General features: G+C 35.5%; 14 protein-coding genes and 2 pseudogenes. 1 reads left to right on the forward strand and 15 read right to left on the reverse strand.

The annotated features are described in order from the left end of the window. The 15 genes and pseudogenes from PI20285_RS05620 to PI20285_RS05685 all read right to left on the reverse strand — a co-directional run bounded on the left by PI20285_RS05620 (window position 1) and on the right by PI20285_RS05685 (window position 14,537). Complete coding sequence (locus PI20285_RS05620; protein ID WP_057775331.1) at window positions 1–1,215, reverse strand: ATP phosphoribosyltransferase regulatory subunit; 1,215 nt, start codon at window positions 1,213–1,215, stop codon at window positions 1–3. Between the two features lie 5 nt (window positions 1,216–1,220). After that, on the reverse strand, window positions 1,221–2,561 hold the full coding sequence (locus PI20285_RS05625; RefSeq protein ID WP_057775329.1) for an AMP-binding protein: 1,341 nt from the start codon (window positions 2,559–2,561) through the stop codon (window positions 1,221–1,223). Between the two features lie 21 nt (window positions 2,562–2,582). Continuing rightward, complete coding sequence (locus tag PI20285_RS05630; protein ID WP_057775326.1) at window positions 2,583–3,698, reverse strand: acyltransferase; 1,116 nt, start codon at window positions 3,696–3,698, stop codon at window positions 2,583–2,585. A gap of 13 nt (window positions 3,699–3,711) precedes the next feature. Next, window positions 3,712–5,595 (reverse strand): hypothetical protein, encoded by a 1,884-nt coding sequence (locus PI20285_RS05635; protein ID WP_057775324.1) that lies wholly within the window; start codon window positions 5,593–5,595, stop codon window positions 3,712–3,714. A 17-nt stretch (window positions 5,596–5,612) separates the two neighbouring features. After that, window positions 5,613–5,840, reverse strand: a complete 228-nt coding sequence (locus tag PI20285_RS05640) for a hypothetical protein (protein ID WP_156406541.1) — start codon at window positions 5,838–5,840, stop codon at window positions 5,613–5,615. Between the two features lie 174 nt (window positions 5,841–6,014). Beyond that, window positions 6,015–7,088 (reverse strand): annotated as a pseudogene (locus tag PI20285_RS05645) (IS30 family transposase). Between the two features lie 65 nt (window positions 7,089–7,153). Further along, window positions 7,154–7,747, reverse strand: a complete 594-nt coding sequence (locus PI20285_RS05650; RefSeq protein WP_105782204.1) for a KxYKxGKxW signal peptide domain-containing protein — start codon at window positions 7,745–7,747, stop codon at window positions 7,154–7,156. Between the two features lie 208 nt (window positions 7,748–7,955). After that, window positions 7,956–10,826, reverse strand: a complete 2,871-nt coding sequence (locus PI20285_RS05655) for a VirD4-like conjugal transfer protein, CD1115 family (protein WP_057775393.1) — start codon at window positions 10,824–10,826, stop codon at window positions 7,956–7,958. A 141-nt stretch (window positions 10,827–10,967) separates the two neighbouring features. Then, window positions 10,968–11,393, reverse strand: coding sequence for a hypothetical protein (locus PI20285_RS05660; protein WP_057775391.1), 426 nt, complete (start codon window positions 11,391–11,393; stop codon window positions 10,968–10,970). Window positions 11,394–11,403: 10 nt separating this feature from the next. Next, window positions 11,404–11,751 (reverse strand): hypothetical protein, encoded by a 348-nt coding sequence (locus tag PI20285_RS05665; protein WP_100077788.1) that lies wholly within the window; start codon window positions 11,749–11,751, stop codon window positions 11,404–11,406. A gap of 376 nt (window positions 11,752–12,127) precedes the next feature. Beyond that, window positions 12,128–12,256, reverse strand: coding sequence for a group II intron maturase-specific domain-containing protein (locus tag PI20285_RS12075; protein WP_082623334.1), 129 nt, complete (start codon window positions 12,254–12,256; stop codon window positions 12,128–12,130). Between the two features lie 83 nt (window positions 12,257–12,339). Continuing rightward, window positions 12,340–12,489 (reverse strand): hypothetical protein, encoded by a 150-nt coding sequence (locus tag PI20285_RS11610; protein ID WP_156406544.1) that lies wholly within the window; start codon window positions 12,487–12,489, stop codon window positions 12,340–12,342. A gap of 12 nt (window positions 12,490–12,501) precedes the next feature. Continuing rightward, window positions 12,502–13,032 (reverse strand): hypothetical protein, encoded by a 531-nt coding sequence (locus tag PI20285_RS05675; RefSeq protein ID WP_057775387.1) that lies wholly within the window; start codon window positions 13,030–13,032, stop codon window positions 12,502–12,504. Further along, the gene (locus PI20285_RS05680; protein ID WP_057775385.1) at window positions 13,029–13,271 is read right to left on the reverse strand and encodes a helix-turn-helix domain-containing protein; all 243 of its coding nucleotides are present in this window, start codon (window positions 13,269–13,271) and stop codon (window positions 13,029–13,031) included. The genes PI20285_RS05675 and PI20285_RS05680 overlap by 4 nt, the downstream gene beginning before the upstream one ends. Before the next feature lie 93 nt (window positions 13,272–13,364). After that, complete coding sequence (locus PI20285_RS05685; RefSeq protein ID WP_056986907.1) at window positions 13,365–14,537, reverse strand: IS256 family transposase; 1,173 nt, start codon at window positions 14,535–14,537, stop codon at window positions 13,365–13,367. A 510-nt stretch (window positions 14,538–15,047) separates the two neighbouring features. Between PI20285_RS05685 and PI20285_RS05690 the strand changes: the two are divergent. Beyond that, a pseudogene (locus PI20285_RS05690) lies at window positions 15,048–16,110 on the forward strand (IS30 family transposase). The last annotated feature ends 269 nt before the right edge of the window (window positions 16,111–16,379 follow it).

Below are 16,379 nucleotides of genomic sequence, written 5' to 3' on the forward strand. Positions count from 1 at the left end.
TCATCTCCAATTCAACTTTTTTTTATCATGAGTAGCTAAGTCTTCTAATTCTGCAGTCCTTCTTTTCATCTCGTATTCTCCAAGAACCATGAAATAGTCAAATGAATCACAATACGCTCTTTTCTTTGAACGTGAAATCGAATAAGGTGCATCATCTTCGATAAATTCAATTCCTAATGAAACACAAGAACGGAGGTTTTCTAACATCAAATAAAAATCCTCTTTTTTGATATGTCCCATTTTTACTAATGCTCGTTTGGGTAAGTCTTTTCCAACGTAATTGTCTAGTACTGCTTCTAAACAGATTGCAACCCCGCCACATTGGGAGGAATATCCAAGAATCTTTGATGAAAATTCACTATCATTACCACCATCTAAAAATGGACTACCAGAAGTATCTAAACACTTATAATATCTGTTTTCAAAAATTTCGGAACCACGAAAATCAAAAAAATTAAACGTTGTGTCTAGTTTCACCCCTAAAATTTTTAAACGCTCTTGCAAATTCTTAAATCTAATAAGAAAAACCGACAAATTATGGACCTGACAATACTCGATTAGTTCATTAGTTGTTAAAGCTTGGTTAAAATATGCAAATTTTAAAAATTCGATAGATTTCTTTGGTAACTTCAATGTTTTTGTTAAATAAGTTAGTGGATCACTTTCCATTCGAATCTTGTAAAGCACTTCTTTGTAATCACCAAAGTCTAGTAAAATATTCTTCCATATCGCAAAGTCATTGACACTAATCTTGTAGTTAGGTTTTATATTATTTATGATTTTATCTAGAATTAACAAAACGTTTATTTCTATGTCCTCTGGACTATTTGCACCAACGATTTCAAAACAATATTGTGAAAACTCTCTTCGTTTTTTATTACGTCGAAAAACTTTTATGTTTGAGCATATTTTTTTTGATTTTCTATAGTACCTTGCATAATAGAAACGCAATATAGACAAAGTCGAGTCAGACGTTAGCGCGATATCTTTCCTTTTTTGACTTTTGATTTCATATATTTTGCCCTTAGCTGCTTTTGCAAACTGGCTAAGTTCACTGTACATAAAAGGAGAGGTCTTAATCATTTCAAAACCACAAGATCTAGCAATACTTTCCAACATATATAAGATTTCTAAATATTTCGTATAATGTTTTTCATCTATGTCATAAGTGCCACGTGGATAATTTAAAATAGCATTTCTAGTGTTTTTTCTCATATGATTTATCTCTTAATCTTTCCAGTAATCGTAGATTCAAAAGCATTTACAAATTTAATTTTTTTCGGTCGATAGTAGGCCGTAAGAGTGCTGTTTATATATTGAACAATACTGTTGTGGTAGTCTGCATTTGCAATAACTTCAAGATTAAAATTTTCTCCGTAGATAACATCTGGAATTCTTTTTGCATACGCTGCTTCTACATGTTCGTCTTCCAAAATAATTTTTTCAATTTCAAATGGATTAATCTTCACCCCCCCTTTATTGATGGTAAGAGTTTTTCGTGAAAGAACATGGAGATCTCCATCGTCGTCAATATACCCTAGATCACCGGTATTGATCCAATGGTCCTCCTGATCTAAAGTTGTTGGATAATATCCATTCATAATTCTGGGCGACGAAATTAATATTTCTCCAATACCATCTATGCTTTTGTTCTTAATTATCACTTGAATATTGTTTAAAGGCTTTCCGACAGAGTCCATCCTATTAAAATCTCTTCCATAGTATAAAGTACAAACTGCCGTGGTTTCCACCATGCCATAAGCATTTGCAATTGAAGTGTTTCGTAGGGTTGACAACAAACGTTTAGTATTGTGCACGTTTAATATTTCACCACCACTAATAATGCACCGTAAATTTCTTAATGGGCGAATTGTCGTACTATATTGCCGTACAATTTTATTCAGCATTGTCGGTACTCCAACAGTCATTGTGGCATTATAGTAGTCTAATTCATCAAAGAAATGTTCATATTCCATTTTCCTTTTCAGTATAATTTTTCCCTTAGAGAATAGTACAATAAGCGCACTCCAAAACGATTGAATAAAAGAAATATGAGTATACATCAAAAGACAATCTAGATTAGAAACTTCTAGAGCCTCCATCATAGTTGAAAAAAGTTGCTCTAATGCCACTTTTTTTAGAACTGCTGCCTTTGATCGACCAGTAGTACCAGAGGTGAAAAATATCATAGGACAGTTCACTAATTGCGCAGAGTACTTTTTATTGATGAGATTGCTTTCCTTTAAATTAGAATATAAGTCATCGATATAAATGATAGGTACTTTTAGTCTGCCACTTTCTAGTTCTTTGTTATCTGTAATAATAAGATCCACGTCTGCTAATGAACATAAATATTCTCTATTTTCTGCTGGCAACTTAGGATGAATTGGCACAACAACCTTATTCGATGCTAATAGATTAAGTATTACATTTAAAACTTGTTCAGTATTTTCACCAATCACGGCAACACGCCTTTGCTTTATTGTAAGCATATTCATTGGAAAAATTTCGCTTTGTTTATTATCAGATAATAATCTTTCAATCTCTTTTTCTAGCTGCATTTTTTTGCCTTCTCCTCAAAATTATGGATTCTCCACATGATCTATAAGAAATTTATTAAAATTTAATTTATAGGGACAATAATCACTAAAACTCAAGATTATTCCTTTTCTTCGAAATTTATCCCGTAACTTTTCAGTTGTGTAAGTTGTGCATCCTTGAATCATCCTTTTTTTTAAGTCAATCACTGTGCCTCCTCTCATTAACGAATCGTGAAGAAGCTTAGTACTACCTTCGAAGAAAACAAGAATACTGTTGAAATTCGGAACTTTTTGACCTTTATAATAATAGTAGTAATAAATATCCTGCTTTCCAGACCAAAAATGATTAAATTTATTAATAGCTTCGCCTCCAACACCTAGTCCTTCAGAAATGGCATTAATGATTAAAGAGGAACGCTGTACTGAATCAAGTCGTATCTTGCTTCTTTTAATCACCCTTGCTGGAATCCCGGCAACCAATGAATCTTTTGCCACATTATGGGTAACTATTGCATTGGCGGCTACAGTAACTCCATTTTGAATAGTGATATTTGGCATAACCATAGCTCTCGTTAAGATAGAAACATTTTTCCCTACCACAACCCCGTGTTGCTCAGCATAATATCCTTCAGTAATCGGCTGACCATTTCCTGCACCGTGCGTATAAATTGCTGTTTCCACACCGAGGCCTCCATACCCTTTAAGTACTACTTTGGAGCTCAAGTTAATGGTCGACCGTGGCCCAATAAATTGATGATCCCCAATGAACAGATTCCCCTGGCTTTGATTCCATCCACCTTCTCCAATTTTCACTTGTTCATTACACCAAAGTTCCTTACCAATTTGAATATTGTTGGCACGAAAAATGCATTGTCGACTAATTTTGGAACGCTTTCCGACTTCAAACAAATAGTTACAAAAAACTATTGTTTCAGCGTAAAACAAACAGTTCTCACCCACTCTAATCTTATTTGCAGTAATTGTGACGTGCCTTCCAATAACCGTATAAGCACCAATATTAATATGTTGTGCAGTAATTCGACAACCAATACACAAAATAACTTTCTTACCGACTTGAGCTCCGTGTATACGTAACCAAATTTTATAGAGAACAGAATAAATATAATCGCTTGCGTTAATTGTTCCTTTTACTTTCATAAGCCAAACCTCTTTACAAAAAAATAGGTACAACATTACTAGTAATGCCATTATCACCAACCGTGTAAACCACTGCATCGTATAATTTTCTTGGTGTATTCTTACTGTAAGAAAAAGAAAATACACTTGGTTCAGTGGGATTATCTATAGCCAAGATTTTATATCTTTCTCCTTCAATGACCCCACAGCCGATTACTGTTTCTGAAGAGGATGATTCCTTATGATTAAGCACAGCTGTCACTTGTATTACTTCATCATGATTCCTAACCTCTCTTTTAATAGTCAAAGATGAAGTATGAGATTCAAAATCAGTAACGGTACCACAGTCATGACACTTATAGCATGTTCTTAGTAGTTTTGTCGGAACAATTTCAAAGCGCTCTTGATATAGTTTTTTCCCACAGTACGGACATTTTTTTTTATTTAAATACATATGATCATACATCTTCGCATCTTCGTGATAGTATTCCGAAAACTGATAGTTTCCAGCATTTGTCTCTTTTACTAATTCAGATGCTACCCTGACAAAAATACTTTTTTTTCGTCGACGCAACTGGAACAAGTTTTCCTTGAGAACTCTCATGTCAAGTTTGTGAATATTTTGAATATTGACAGATCTTAATGCAGAAATATTTTGCTCTCGAAAATTATAAATATAATTTGAAATTTTACGAGCAGTAATTCCGTACCATCTCAAGTTGCTAAGGGAATTGATTATTAAAAAGTTTTTTTCAATTTCCCTCCTAGCTTTGACTAATAGATTGATTCGATCCAGATTGTCTTGAACAGCCCTTTGAATTTTTTCTGGTTTCCGCGTATATAAAGTAAATTCTGGATCTCCTACAATATGGTATGTCCGTGCATCAAATTGGTATACATCTGCCATAAGATTTAATTTCTTTACTGCTTCACCAACTGTACATCCAGAAGTAAACAATTGTTCGAAAAATATATTTTCAATACTATTACCATCTCTAATTAAATTATTACCAATAGTTACAGCAGCATATCCGTTTTTAAATCCTTCAGAAATACTATCACCGAGAGAATATGCTCCACGACCAAGTGTAAACGAAGTACAAGAATTGATTAGCGCTACTTTGCATCGTATTTCATTTGCATAGACAAAGTCCTTCTTTCCGCTGTAATACTCCGGATGCCTTTTCCAGTGAGGAATGTATCCGATTTTATTTTCCTCTTTAGCGGGAAAATTATTTGCACATATGTATCCGTTATAAATGAAGTTGTGTTCTTCTCTTCCATGTCCTTGAAAAGAAAATATATCCATATTGTTTCCATATGGAAACTTTCCAACTGTGGCGTCAAAAAAGTCAAAGTGTTTACTCTCTTTCATACCACTATTGTGAGCAATTAAATAATTACTACAATGTTTCATCTTAGGGTAAGCAATTAACTTAAAGATTTGGAAACTTAGATCAATCCTATTCTCATAGCTGATTACACCATAAGCTGTTAAGTCAGAGCACATGGTGTCAGTTAAAATATCCATTTCCTGAAGATCAGAATCCGACATATTTGAGCCATTAACCACAAAGGTAACATATTTTTTATTTCGTAAGCACTCCGAAAATTCATCAGATTTCAAGTCTGACAACCGAGATACACTAATAAATTTTGACCTTTTATAATAACTGTATGCCTCCGAAATTTCCTTTATGTCCTCTTCTGCTCCAATGTTGACCATTAGAGAGTCTGTTCGAATTAAACTTTTTTTTTCCTGAAATTTACTATCACTTTCATCGATGATTTGAAAGTCCCCTTCTTGACAAATTCTTGTAAATTTAGCGTTAACTAAAGACCCCTTCAAAATTGCAAGATCCCCAGCTTTAAGTGCCTTGAGATAGTTATGGAAATTCTGTGTAAGTAATGCATTCATTTAATCACGGTTCCCTTCTAGTTTGATCCATTAACCATTAATTCTAGTTCCTTTTGACTCTTCTTAATTTCCGAAAATGTTTGAGCTCCTGTGGTTTCCAAAATAAACATGTTTTTAGAACTATGTTTATTTAAAAATTCAATTGCGTCAATAACATCACGGTCCTGATACTCAAAATTAATTCCAAACTCAGTTGCATTAAAATTACGAAATGATACATGAGAAAACAATAATCTTTTCCCCATCACCTTAGCGTATTCTAACGGCGTACTTTTCGCTTTCCATGCCGATTTAAAATCTAGTACAAAGCCCCAATTTTTGAAATTTAAAATTGATCGGAAATTGCAAGAACAAGTTAGCCACCCCGCAGGCGAAGTTGCGGGGCAAGTCAGAATATCTATTGAAGGTCAAGATAATAGCTACGCACTACATGATTTACGAATACGTGCTGCTTCAATTTGAAAAGCTTCTTTTGGGGTTTGATACTTCAAGATACGTCGCGGTAATTGGTTAAGACGACTTTCAACCATTGAAACCGTCTTGGGACCAATCGTATCTAATGAGTGTCCCTTAGGTAAATATCGTCTAATCATGCGGTTATGAGTTTCATTGGTTGCTCTTTCAAAGGAACTATACGGATGGGCATAATAGATGTCAGCTACGCCGTCTAAGACTGCATTCAAGGCTGTGAACTCCGTTCCGTTGTCAGCAGTAACAGATTTAATAAGATCACCAAATTCAGCACAAATTCCCTTAAGTGCATACGATACCGAATCAGCATCTTTGCCTTCAATCAAGCGAACAATATCATAACGAGTTTTACGTTCCGTGAAGGTCAATAATACACTTTCATGTCCACTTCGTTTACCAACTACAGTATCAATCTCAAAGTGGCCAAATTCCTTGCGTTTGTCGACCCTTTTAGGACGTTCCTCAATACTTTTACCAGCTAAACGTCGATGCTTGTTTGACCAGTGATGTTTAGTACGACGGTTAGCCTTCTCCACCAAATCAAGATTACGGATCTCTAACAATTGCGCATCGATATAGTTGTAGAGAGTTTTCGTACAAACCATCTCCGTGCGCTTAAACAGATGTTGTTGGTGGGCGAAGCCGACTGCTGCATCAGGTGACCAATCATCTTGGTGGAAATGATCATCAAAGTAAGCCAGAAAGTTAGTAACAAATTTAAATTTTAGAGGTCGATGACAGCGTTGTCGATTCGTTTGATACCGAACTTGGGCCGTATCAGGCGCATAAACGCTAAAGTACTGTTCTTTACCATTGAGTTTCTTTACCTGTTGAATGCGGCCACGCTTAAGCTCATTATTAATAGTTTGATGACAGACACCAATTTCAGCGGCAATTTAACGAGCAGATTTGCCTGCAGAAAGTAAGCCAGCAATTCTGCCTCGCTCAATTTGAGTTAAATGATGACCCTTTACGTGAGATGTGATAAGCTGTTCTTGCACCAAGACGAAAACCTCTTTCATTGTTTAGTGTGGGAACTTCAATGATACCTGATTTTTTCGTCTTGGTGTCTTTTATTTGGCCACTTTTAAAAGGTGGCTAACTTGATTATAAAATTCGCGTTAGGAATAAAAGTATACGTATCGGCTAATTTTTCACCTGCCGTCGGTACGTGCGCTTTTTCACTGTTAGCTATGGGGGTCGCTGAATCATAATCATTAACTCCCGTGGTATCATTAGTTGAACTAGTGTTAGCCGAAGTTGCGGCTCGCTTCATCACTTTAGGAGTCGTCAAACTTGTCTTAACCTGACTTGTCGAGCTACTCGTAGCTACTTCCGAAGTTGCTTGTTTAGTAACACTACTCGCACTATCAGTTTCATTGCTTGTGGATGAAGACTGTCCTCTCTGATTAGCATTGCTAACACGTGCTTCACTGACCACTGAGGTTGTCTTTTTGGAGGTAACAGCAGCCGTACTTGTCACTTGAGGAGCAGCAGTACTTGATGTTTCTTTGACCGAACTTGAACTAGCCTTTACCGCCGTATTTGGTGTAACCGTATCGGCATGTACAAAAACGGGTTGTGAAAGACCCAATATACCTGCAGTACCAACTACTACTAACGCCGCAACCCAGTTACGGCCAACCTTATAAAGTTTGTAATGTTCCTTTTCTTCATTCATAATTTAACCTCCCTAGCATAATTAAAGTGTCCCATAAAATCGCTTACATTTTTTATAGGGTCATAATAGCACCATTTATTTTCCTTTGCAATACTTTCTTCATATTTTCGTAATATTTCTGTCATTTTAAATTCTAAATTAATTCAAAAACAGAGTCAGAAAGATTTTTCTAACTCTGCTTCATTATATAAGGGAACATAATTTAGATTTATCGTTGCCTTTGTAGCTTTTTTTGTGTCGTATCCTTAACAGTGTCCACGAAACTTTCATAATTAGTACCCAATTGATCTTGTAACCAATTAATTTGATTATGTGGTGGGATCGTAAAGAAACGTCCACGTTCTTCTCGAATGTTCTGTTTAATTTGATTGAAAGTTGTTGTATCAGTATCTATTTGACCCAGTGTACCTAAAAAGGCATCCTCAACAGTTTGCATAAATGCATTTTGATCTAACTGATCATTATTAAATAAAACCGGTTGTCGATTTAAGTCATTGTTCATAGCAATCATTGCATCGTCATCTGTGCCTACATCATAGGCATTATCTGCATCAATGTCCTGTAATTGCGATTCCAGTACTTCATTATAGTCAAAACTGACATCCGCTAAATTCAATCCCAAATGAGGAGTTTCTACTGGAATATCACCCATTGTCATATCGCTTTTAAACGTATGATTCAAGAACATCCATCGCGAAGGAATTAGATATTTTCTTAAAACATTGTAAATCGGTGATGGTTTAACTCGGCGATGATGCTTATCCCGTCTTGTTGTAGCCCTTAGCACCAGCATTTCACCATCTTTGAAATCCATCAATTCATTAGGCTCAAAAATACTTTGACCGATTCGTTGATCCGACAAGTTTCCACGATTTAAGTTCTGTAAATCTCCCGAAAGGTTTTTCACATTAACCGTGCGTTTCCCCACAATTTTACTGATCATTTCTGCGGTTGTCGTTGAGTTGGTCAGAATGTAAAAAATATTTGCACAATTTGACTGAATTGTAGCCGCACCTTCTTTACCATAATTATCAGAAAGTTGTTCCAAGTTTTGAACAATAATTTCAAACAAAATATTTTGTCCAAGCCCAATAGATACTTTAGTAGGCATATTTGGAATTGGAGGCAAATTACCAAACTCATCTAGTAGGAAGTGAATACGATTAAACGTTTTACGACCGCTACTCAACGCCATATCATAGTTTAAATTAAAGGTTTGATCAACCAGAAACGAAACTAATACATTATAGGCCGGATTATGAGGTGGCGTAACTAGGAACAATGCAGTTGGCTGTTCGGAATATTCACACTCTACATTAGAAACTTCAACTCTAACCTGCGTCTTAGCACGCAAAACTAAAGGATTAACTCCGACCAGAATTGGTTTCCCTGTGTACTGATCTCTTACAGGCTTTGATGACAACCCACGTTTTTTATACGACTTGTGGCAGACCACCGTAACAAATTCACTACGCATTTCGGCAGGATTATTACGATTATCAAAGGTTATTCTGACTACAAATTCATCTGGACATTTATTTTCAATTGGATAAACTACGTAACCTTGACGATCAATTTTAACCTGTCGGCTTTCAATTTCTTTACCCTCATTTGTTAAGACATGAACCTTAGCAATCTTTGACAGATAAGGGTTTTGTTTAGGATCATTGCCACCAATTCGCACCCTAAATTGACGCGGAAATCCAATTGTATTTAAATCAATGGAATTCATACTAGTTAGTTGAGCAATATTATCTTGTTGGTAAATTTGCAACCCTTCCAACGCTGACGAATAGATTGATCCAGCCGTTTCTTTACCAGCAAAATTAGACTGCTGAAAAGCATTAAAAGCCATCTTTCGAAATGCTGCATAGGGCATTTTTTGGAAGTTTTCAAAGTATAAAGACAATTTAGATTTTTGTTCCGTTGCCAATTGCGGATCATCGACAATTTCATTATCTGCATTGACCATGACTTGATCCCCACCCATTTCATTAAGCATCAGCTGGGCGTTTCTCAACGTGACTTTTTTCCAAGAATCACTACGTTGAGCAATATCCATTAGTGCCAAAATCAGCGCATTTAACAAACTAATTGAGCTTTTAATCCAAAAGTCGTCATTGCCACCACTTTGGTGACCCGGTTTTGTATAGATGGCATTACTTACTGAGTTAATGTATTGCTGTGCTTTATCGTAGTAACCTCGTTTGGCAAAATCTACAGCAACCGCTAATGGATTATAGGACATTGAACTATTCATATCCTGTAAATTTAAAACTTGCACATTATAGTTACGCTTTCGTAACGCCACATATGCCATCTGAAAAAGCTCACCTTTCGGATCATTAATGACCATGGAAGATTTTTTTCCAGCTCTCGATAAAATGTCTGCCAAAGGATTTACAAACATCTCACCTTTACCAGATCGAGTAATCCCAATAACCAAGCTGTTAACTGTTGATTGATCAATATAATATTTACCTGAGGTTCCTTTAGAGACCAAATCCAAAGTAGTTAATTTACCAAATCTTGAAATTAATTTCGTACTTAAATCTTGAATATTGTTTGGATCCATTTTATCCATCAAGTCCAGACCTGCCGGAGTATGATTGGTCACATGACTAATTGGGACACCACCATATCCCGGGAAACTTTTATTTCGATCAGGGATTGCCTGATATTCACGCCTGATCTCATGTGGGCTTGCCAACGTTGCTTTCCCATATTCATGATAATTAATATGATGATATTTTCGCCAAATTCGGAAATCAATCCAAACCGTCAATCCAACACCAATCGCCAACATACCACGATAAATGGTTTGATACCTTTTAAGTGAATAAGTATCATGAAAAATCTTCATTGTAAATACATCATTAGTTGTCGGTGGCTTAATCCAATGACTAAGTTTAATCCCTGGAGCTAGCCATGGTAGAATCGTATGCAGCATATGAACTGTCCACATTGTAGCTACCCAGGTTAACAACGCACCAATGCCAAAGAAAACCAACAGCATGAACGGACTAGCCAACTCAAAAATACCGCGGTTTTCACTTTTTCCAATTTTATCTTTTCTCATTTCAACACTCCCATCTTCTGATATTCGTGTTAAAAATAGGCAATAAAGTTGAGAACAGAAAAAAATAGAAAGTAGAATAAAAAAACAGCTAGCATTTCAGCTAACTGTTTTAAATTTCACATTAAAGAAATTAATGAACAACTATTTTTTTATATCATTTTTCCAAGAGGTTTTCCATGATTGATTATCTACATAATTATGAACATTTCGTACCTGCTCCAATTCAACTACCACATTATTCTGTGCTTCATTATTTTCTTGAATCACAATTCCTTCATCATTATGGCCCATAACTAAACCGGTGTATGACTCCACTTCTTCATTCCTAAGAGCTAGCAGTTGTACATGGACTATGCGTTTTCTTTTCCATGCTGACAACAATAATGAACTAACCGTCTTCTGATCTTGTTTAGGAAGCAATTTTTCTTCAACCTCCGCCTTCATTTTCTTTAAAGCACTCGTATGATCAGAAAGAAAAAAGCCTCCCCATTTCAACATGCCACGATCTTTATAATCATGTTCAAAAAAATTTTCAGTTACCGACTCATCAACTCGTTCAATTATCATTACTAATCTCCTACTCTTCGAATTCCATTTCTGCCATTGAATCCTCAATATCCAATAAAGCGTCACTATTTTCGAAATATTCAATCCAATTTTCTCGTTTCTTATAAGCATCTTTTTTTAAGACACCTTTTATTTGTTCATACAAATTGTCGACCATTTTATCGTACATTCGATCAACGTCATGTTTGATCACCGCCTCATCTTTTTTCTTAGCCTTGGCACGCTCATCATTTTTTTCGTTTTCATGACCCAAAACTTTCTCATAAAAAAGTTCACTTATTCTTGAATTATGTTCTATGTAATCCTGAAATTCATTTACATTCATATTATCTACCTGTCCTTTCTCTAACGTCTTCATTATACGAACACACGTTTGCATAAGTCAATCAAAATTAACAAAAAATTTCTAAAATAAATGGGGTTTATCTAATCCTTATAAAAATTCGTTTTAAGGCACAACACTTTAATTAAGCGTATTTATACTAAAATGATTTTAAAATCTCTTCCTCGTCACTCTTTATCGTGCCATTTTATATTCGATTTGCTATATTGAAGTATTTAACTTCCCCTCTGAACTGAAATTTGAAAAATAAAACCTTACCAAAAGTTGTATTTTGCCCAGATAAATACAAATCTGCCTGTTGGTTATTTTTCTTGAAAGAAAATGATCCCATGATTTTCGGACTCATTATCATTTTTTTATTGTTGGTTATATCGCAGAACACAACAAATAATTAATCGAATCTGACTTTCTTCCGCTGTTTCCAAATAAACTGGAGCATGCGGGACCTTAACAACTGGTCCAATGCACGAGTGAAACTCATCATTTTACCAACGGAAAAATACTGTAACCAGTCTCGCATCTTTTGATAAATTTAAAAGAATATTTTGTCCGTTGATACTTCTCGACTACGCTTAGTAATATGTTTAAGTTCTTGCCTAATTCTCATCTTGGATTCTGTTGCCGGTCGTGCATAGGCCCACCACGTCCAGCTTCCAATAAGAAACCTAAGAACTTTAGTCGTAAGGGATAACCAACTCGCGTCTTCTTTTGGTTGACCGTTACTTTCAACCGACTTTCCAGAAAACTTTTCAAATTGAACACTCCTTAATTCATTTCGTTGTTAGTGGAAAAATAATCAAACAGATTTTCACCGGCCTCTATCAAATCTAGTATATGTTGTGAATCTAAAACACAAATATTCTTTGAATTCAAAAAATAAATAAATTCTAATAAATTATCCTTTAGATTATTATCTACAGTTACAACCGTATTCGTTCCATTCTTTAACTCAATTTTTAAGGTGAAGTAATCACCTGTAAAGTCAAAGGGACTTAATCTTTTTTTCGATTTATAAATAACAGCTACCTCATTTATTTCTTCATATTTGATGGTCGTAACCTCTCCTTTTTCCAAACCAATTAATTGTGCCGCCTTGATCAAACTATTCTTATGAAAACTATTTAAAATTAGACTCTTATCGGTGACTATCCAGTATGAATTAAAGCAAGTTGGTAATACGAATACCAGTCCAATTAAAAAGACAATCGCAAATAGCCAAAACGGCTGGTAACCAAAACCAGTTAATAGCTCGCTAACAAAGAAAATAACTAATATTACTAAGAGTACCCTAGTCAAAGAAATTCTATTTCCAATTCTAAAAGGTATAATTTTTTTCCAACCTTCTTTAAAGTTTTAACACTTTCATTACCTTCAATCTGGTTAATTTTTGTCAACAAATCAAGGCTGGGAAATATAGTGCCATTTCTTAAGTCCGCAACATTTTCAGGAGAAATATGCAACTTTTTTGCTAGTTCTATGTTATCCACCTTAGATTGTATAAATGCATTTCGACTATCAAACTGTTCTAACTTCATTATACTAGTGCCCCCATTCTGACATTGGCTTACGTTTTGTATCCGAGAGTGTCAAATTTTATGTGTAAATAGAAAAGCCTCTCGTCTTTTTCTTTAAAACATAGATTCTAAAGTGTCTTGAACTAAGTTGAACCCTTTATGCGATCGTTGACCAAACTTATCATTATAATCAAGAATTACGGTCATCAAAGTTCTTTCCAACGATTCTTCGTTTGGAAATTGTTCTCGTTTCTTCGTTTGTCGTTTAAATTTTTTGTTAAATGATTCGATAAGATTAGTGCTGTAAATACTAGACCGGATGGCCGGTGGAAAATCAAAACATACTAGTATTTTTTGATTCTTTAATAACTCTTGCGTAATTTTTGGATATCTTTTACGCCAACGATCAATAAAGTTGGCTAAGCTATGCTCAGCCATTCGTTTATTAGCTGCTTTATGAATTAACTTAAAGTCATTTAACACAGTCTGGCGGTCGTGAACGCGTACATGATGCGAAATATTACGACTTACATGAACTAAACATTGCTGAATTACTGCGGTTGGATAATATTTACCAACCGCGGTTTCTAGGCCAACTAATCCATCAGCGACAAACAGTAAGGTTTGTTGAACCCCACGATGTTTCAAATCTGCCAACACTTCAGACCAAACTGAACTAGACTCTGTGGGAGCTATTTTATAAGATAGAATTTCTTTATACCCATTAGGCTGAATGCCAATTGCAATATGAACTGCTTCTTTGGCAACTGTATCACGTCGTAGGGGGAGATAAGTGGCATCCAAATAAATGACGGCATATCGTTCTGATAGAGTTCGGTTCTTAAAAGCCGTAACCTGTTCATTGACTACCTTAGTCAGATTAGAAACGGTTTGTGGCGTGTAATAGGAACCATACATCTTTTCCATCAAATCTGCGATTTCATGAGTAGTAATTCCCTTTTGATAAAGCTGAATGACAGTTTGTTCTAACTGGTCTGTTCTACGTTGATAGGCCGGTAAAGTATGGTTAACAAATTCTCCGTTCCGATCACGTGGAATCGTAAGATTCAATTCGCCATATTTTGTATTAAAGGTTCTCATATAGTGTCCATTACGTGAATTTCCAGAATTGAAGCCATTTCTATCATATGGTTCATAACCTAAGAATGCAGAAAGTTCATTTTGTAAAAGCTCATTAATGGCTATTTCCAGCTGATCTTTGAAAATGATATCTAGGTCTTGATGCTGTGCTAGTGCTGTGACGATTTCTTTGGTAAACTGATTCATGGGGAAAGCCTCCTGTGATATTTGTTTAGACGCTAACTATCATAAGGGAGAGGCTTCCCTTTTTCAATTCCCAATGAATCATTTACACATAATTATTTAAACCCTCTTGTATCCGTTTACATTATACACTTATATTACAATTAATTTCTATACTTATATAAATTTTATGATATTTAAATAACTATTTTTTGAACGATATTAACCGTCCCCCTTAGAAATTTTTTAGCAAATATCTATCTGAAACTCTGTCATAGCATCCGATGGATTCCCATTGTTTTTAATAAATCTTCCTTTTTATCAGCAAGTTAGCGCTTTTAATTTTGTTAGATATTTACCTTCATGCTTAACCTAGTTAGATGAGAACAGCAAGAATTATTAACTAAAAGAATATTTTGTACTTAGCAAACCTTTCGCGAATTTTATAATCAAGTTAGCCACCTTTTAAAAGTGGCCAAATAAAAGACACCAAGACGAAAAAATCAGGTATCATTGAAGTTCCCACACTAAACAATGAAAGAGGTTTTCGTCTTGGTGCAAGAACAGCTTATCACATCTCACGTAAAGGGTCATCATTTAACTCAAATTGAGCGAGGCAGAATTGCTGGCTTACTTTCTGCAGGCAAATCTGCTCGTCAAATTGCCGCTGAAATTGGTGTCTGTCATCAAACTATTAATAATGAGCTTAAGCGTGGCCGCATTCAACAGGTAAAGAAACTCAATGGTAAAGAACAGTACTTTAGCGTTTATGCGCCTGATACGGCCCAAGTTCGGTATCAAACGAATCGACAACGCTGTCATCGACCTCTAAAATTTAAATTTGTTACTAACTTTCTGGCTTACTTTGATGATCATTTCCACCAAGATGATTGGTCACCTGATGCAGCAGTCGGCTTCGCCCACCAACAACATCTGTTTAAGCGCACGGAGATGGTTTGTACGAAAACTCTCTACAACTATATCGATGCGCAATTGTTAGAGATCCGTAATCTTGATTTGGTGGAGAAGGCTAACCGTCGTACTAAACATCACTGGTCAAACAAGCATCGACGTTTAGCTGGTAAAAGTATTGAGGAACGTCCTAAAAGGGTCGACAAACGCAAGGAATTTGGCCACTTTGAGATTGATACTGTAGTTGGTAAACGAAGTGGACATGAAAGTGTATTATTGACCTTCACGGAACGTAAAACTCGTTATGATATTGTTCGCTTGATTGAAGGCAAAGATGCTGATTCGGTATCGTATGCACTTAAGGGAATTTGTGCTGAATTTGGTGATCTTATTAAATCTGTTACTGCTGACAACGGAACGGAGTTCACAGCCTTGAATGCAGTCTTAGACGGCGTAGCTGACATCTATTATGCCCATCCGTATAGTTCCTTTGAAAGAGCAACCAATGAAACTCATAACCGCATGATTAGACGATATTTACCTAAGGGACACTCATTAGATACGATTGGTTTCAATGGTTGAAAGTCGTCTTAACCAATTACCGCGACGTATCTTGAAGTATCAAACCCCAAAAGAAGCTTTTCAAATTGAAGCAGCACGTATTCGTAAATCATGTAGTGCGTAGCTATTATCTTGACCTTCAATAGATATTCTGACTTGCCCCGCAACTTCGCCTGCGGGGTGGCTAACTTGTTCTTGCAATTTCCGTTAGCAAACCTTTGAAAATAAAATCAAAAAAAGCACTCGATTACAGATTTCCTAATTGTTCATTCATCACTAGCAATTAGAAAGACTGTACCCAGTGCTTTCATTTAAAATAATATTAGTTTTCGTCGTTATATTTTGAAGCTCGGCTTTGATAAGTTACCTTTTGTGTATTAATATCGAGAACTT

Origin of the sequence: Pediococcus inopinatus (assembly GCF_002982135.1) — a bacterium.
In the GTDB taxonomy this organism is placed as follows: domain Bacteria; phylum Bacillota; class Bacilli; order Lactobacillales; family Lactobacillaceae; genus Pediococcus; species Pediococcus inopinatus.

Coding starts and splice junctions, on each gene's coding strand:
- PI20285_RS05640 (WP_156406541.1), bottom strand. CDS start 5,840: ATGGGGAAAAGATTATTGTTTTCTCATGTATCATTTCGTAATTTTAAT.
- PI20285_RS05620 (WP_057775331.1), bottom strand. CDS start 1,215: ATGAGAAAAAACACTAGAAATGCTATTTTAAATTATCCACGTGGCACT.
- PI20285_RS05625 (WP_057775329.1), bottom strand. CDS start 2,561: ATGCAGCTAGAAAAAGAGATTGAAAGATTATTATCTGATAATAAACAA.
- PI20285_RS05655 (WP_057775393.1), bottom strand. CDS start 10,826: ATGAGAAAAGATAAAATTGGAAAAAGTGAAAACCGCGGTATTTTTGAG.
- PI20285_RS05665 (WP_100077788.1), bottom strand. CDS start 11,751: ATGAAGACGTTAGAGAAAGGACAGGTAGATAATATGAATGTAAATGAA.
- PI20285_RS05635 (WP_057775324.1), bottom strand. CDS start 5,595: ATGAATGCATTACTTACACAGAATTTCCATAACTATCTCAAGGCACTT.
- PI20285_RS05650 (WP_105782204.1), bottom strand. CDS start 7,747: ATGAATGAAGAAAAGGAACATTACAAACTTTATAAGGTTGGCCGTAAC.
- PI20285_RS05660 (WP_057775391.1), bottom strand. CDS start 11,393: ATGATAATTGAACGAGTTGATGAGTCGGTAACTGAAAATTTTTTTGAA.
- PI20285_RS05685 (WP_056986907.1), bottom strand. CDS start 14,537: ATGAATCAGTTTACCAAAGAAATCGTCACAGCACTAGCACAGCATCAA.
- PI20285_RS05630 (WP_057775326.1), bottom strand. CDS start 3,698: ATGAAAGTAAAAGGAACAATTAACGCAAGCGATTATATTTATTCTGTT.
- PI20285_RS12075 (WP_082623334.1), bottom strand. CDS start 12,256: ATGCGAGACTGGTTACAGTATTTTTCCGTTGGTAAAATGATGAGTTTC.
- PI20285_RS05680 (WP_057775385.1), bottom strand. CDS start 13,271: ATGAAGTTAGAACAGTTTGATAGTCGAAATGCATTTATACAATCTAAG.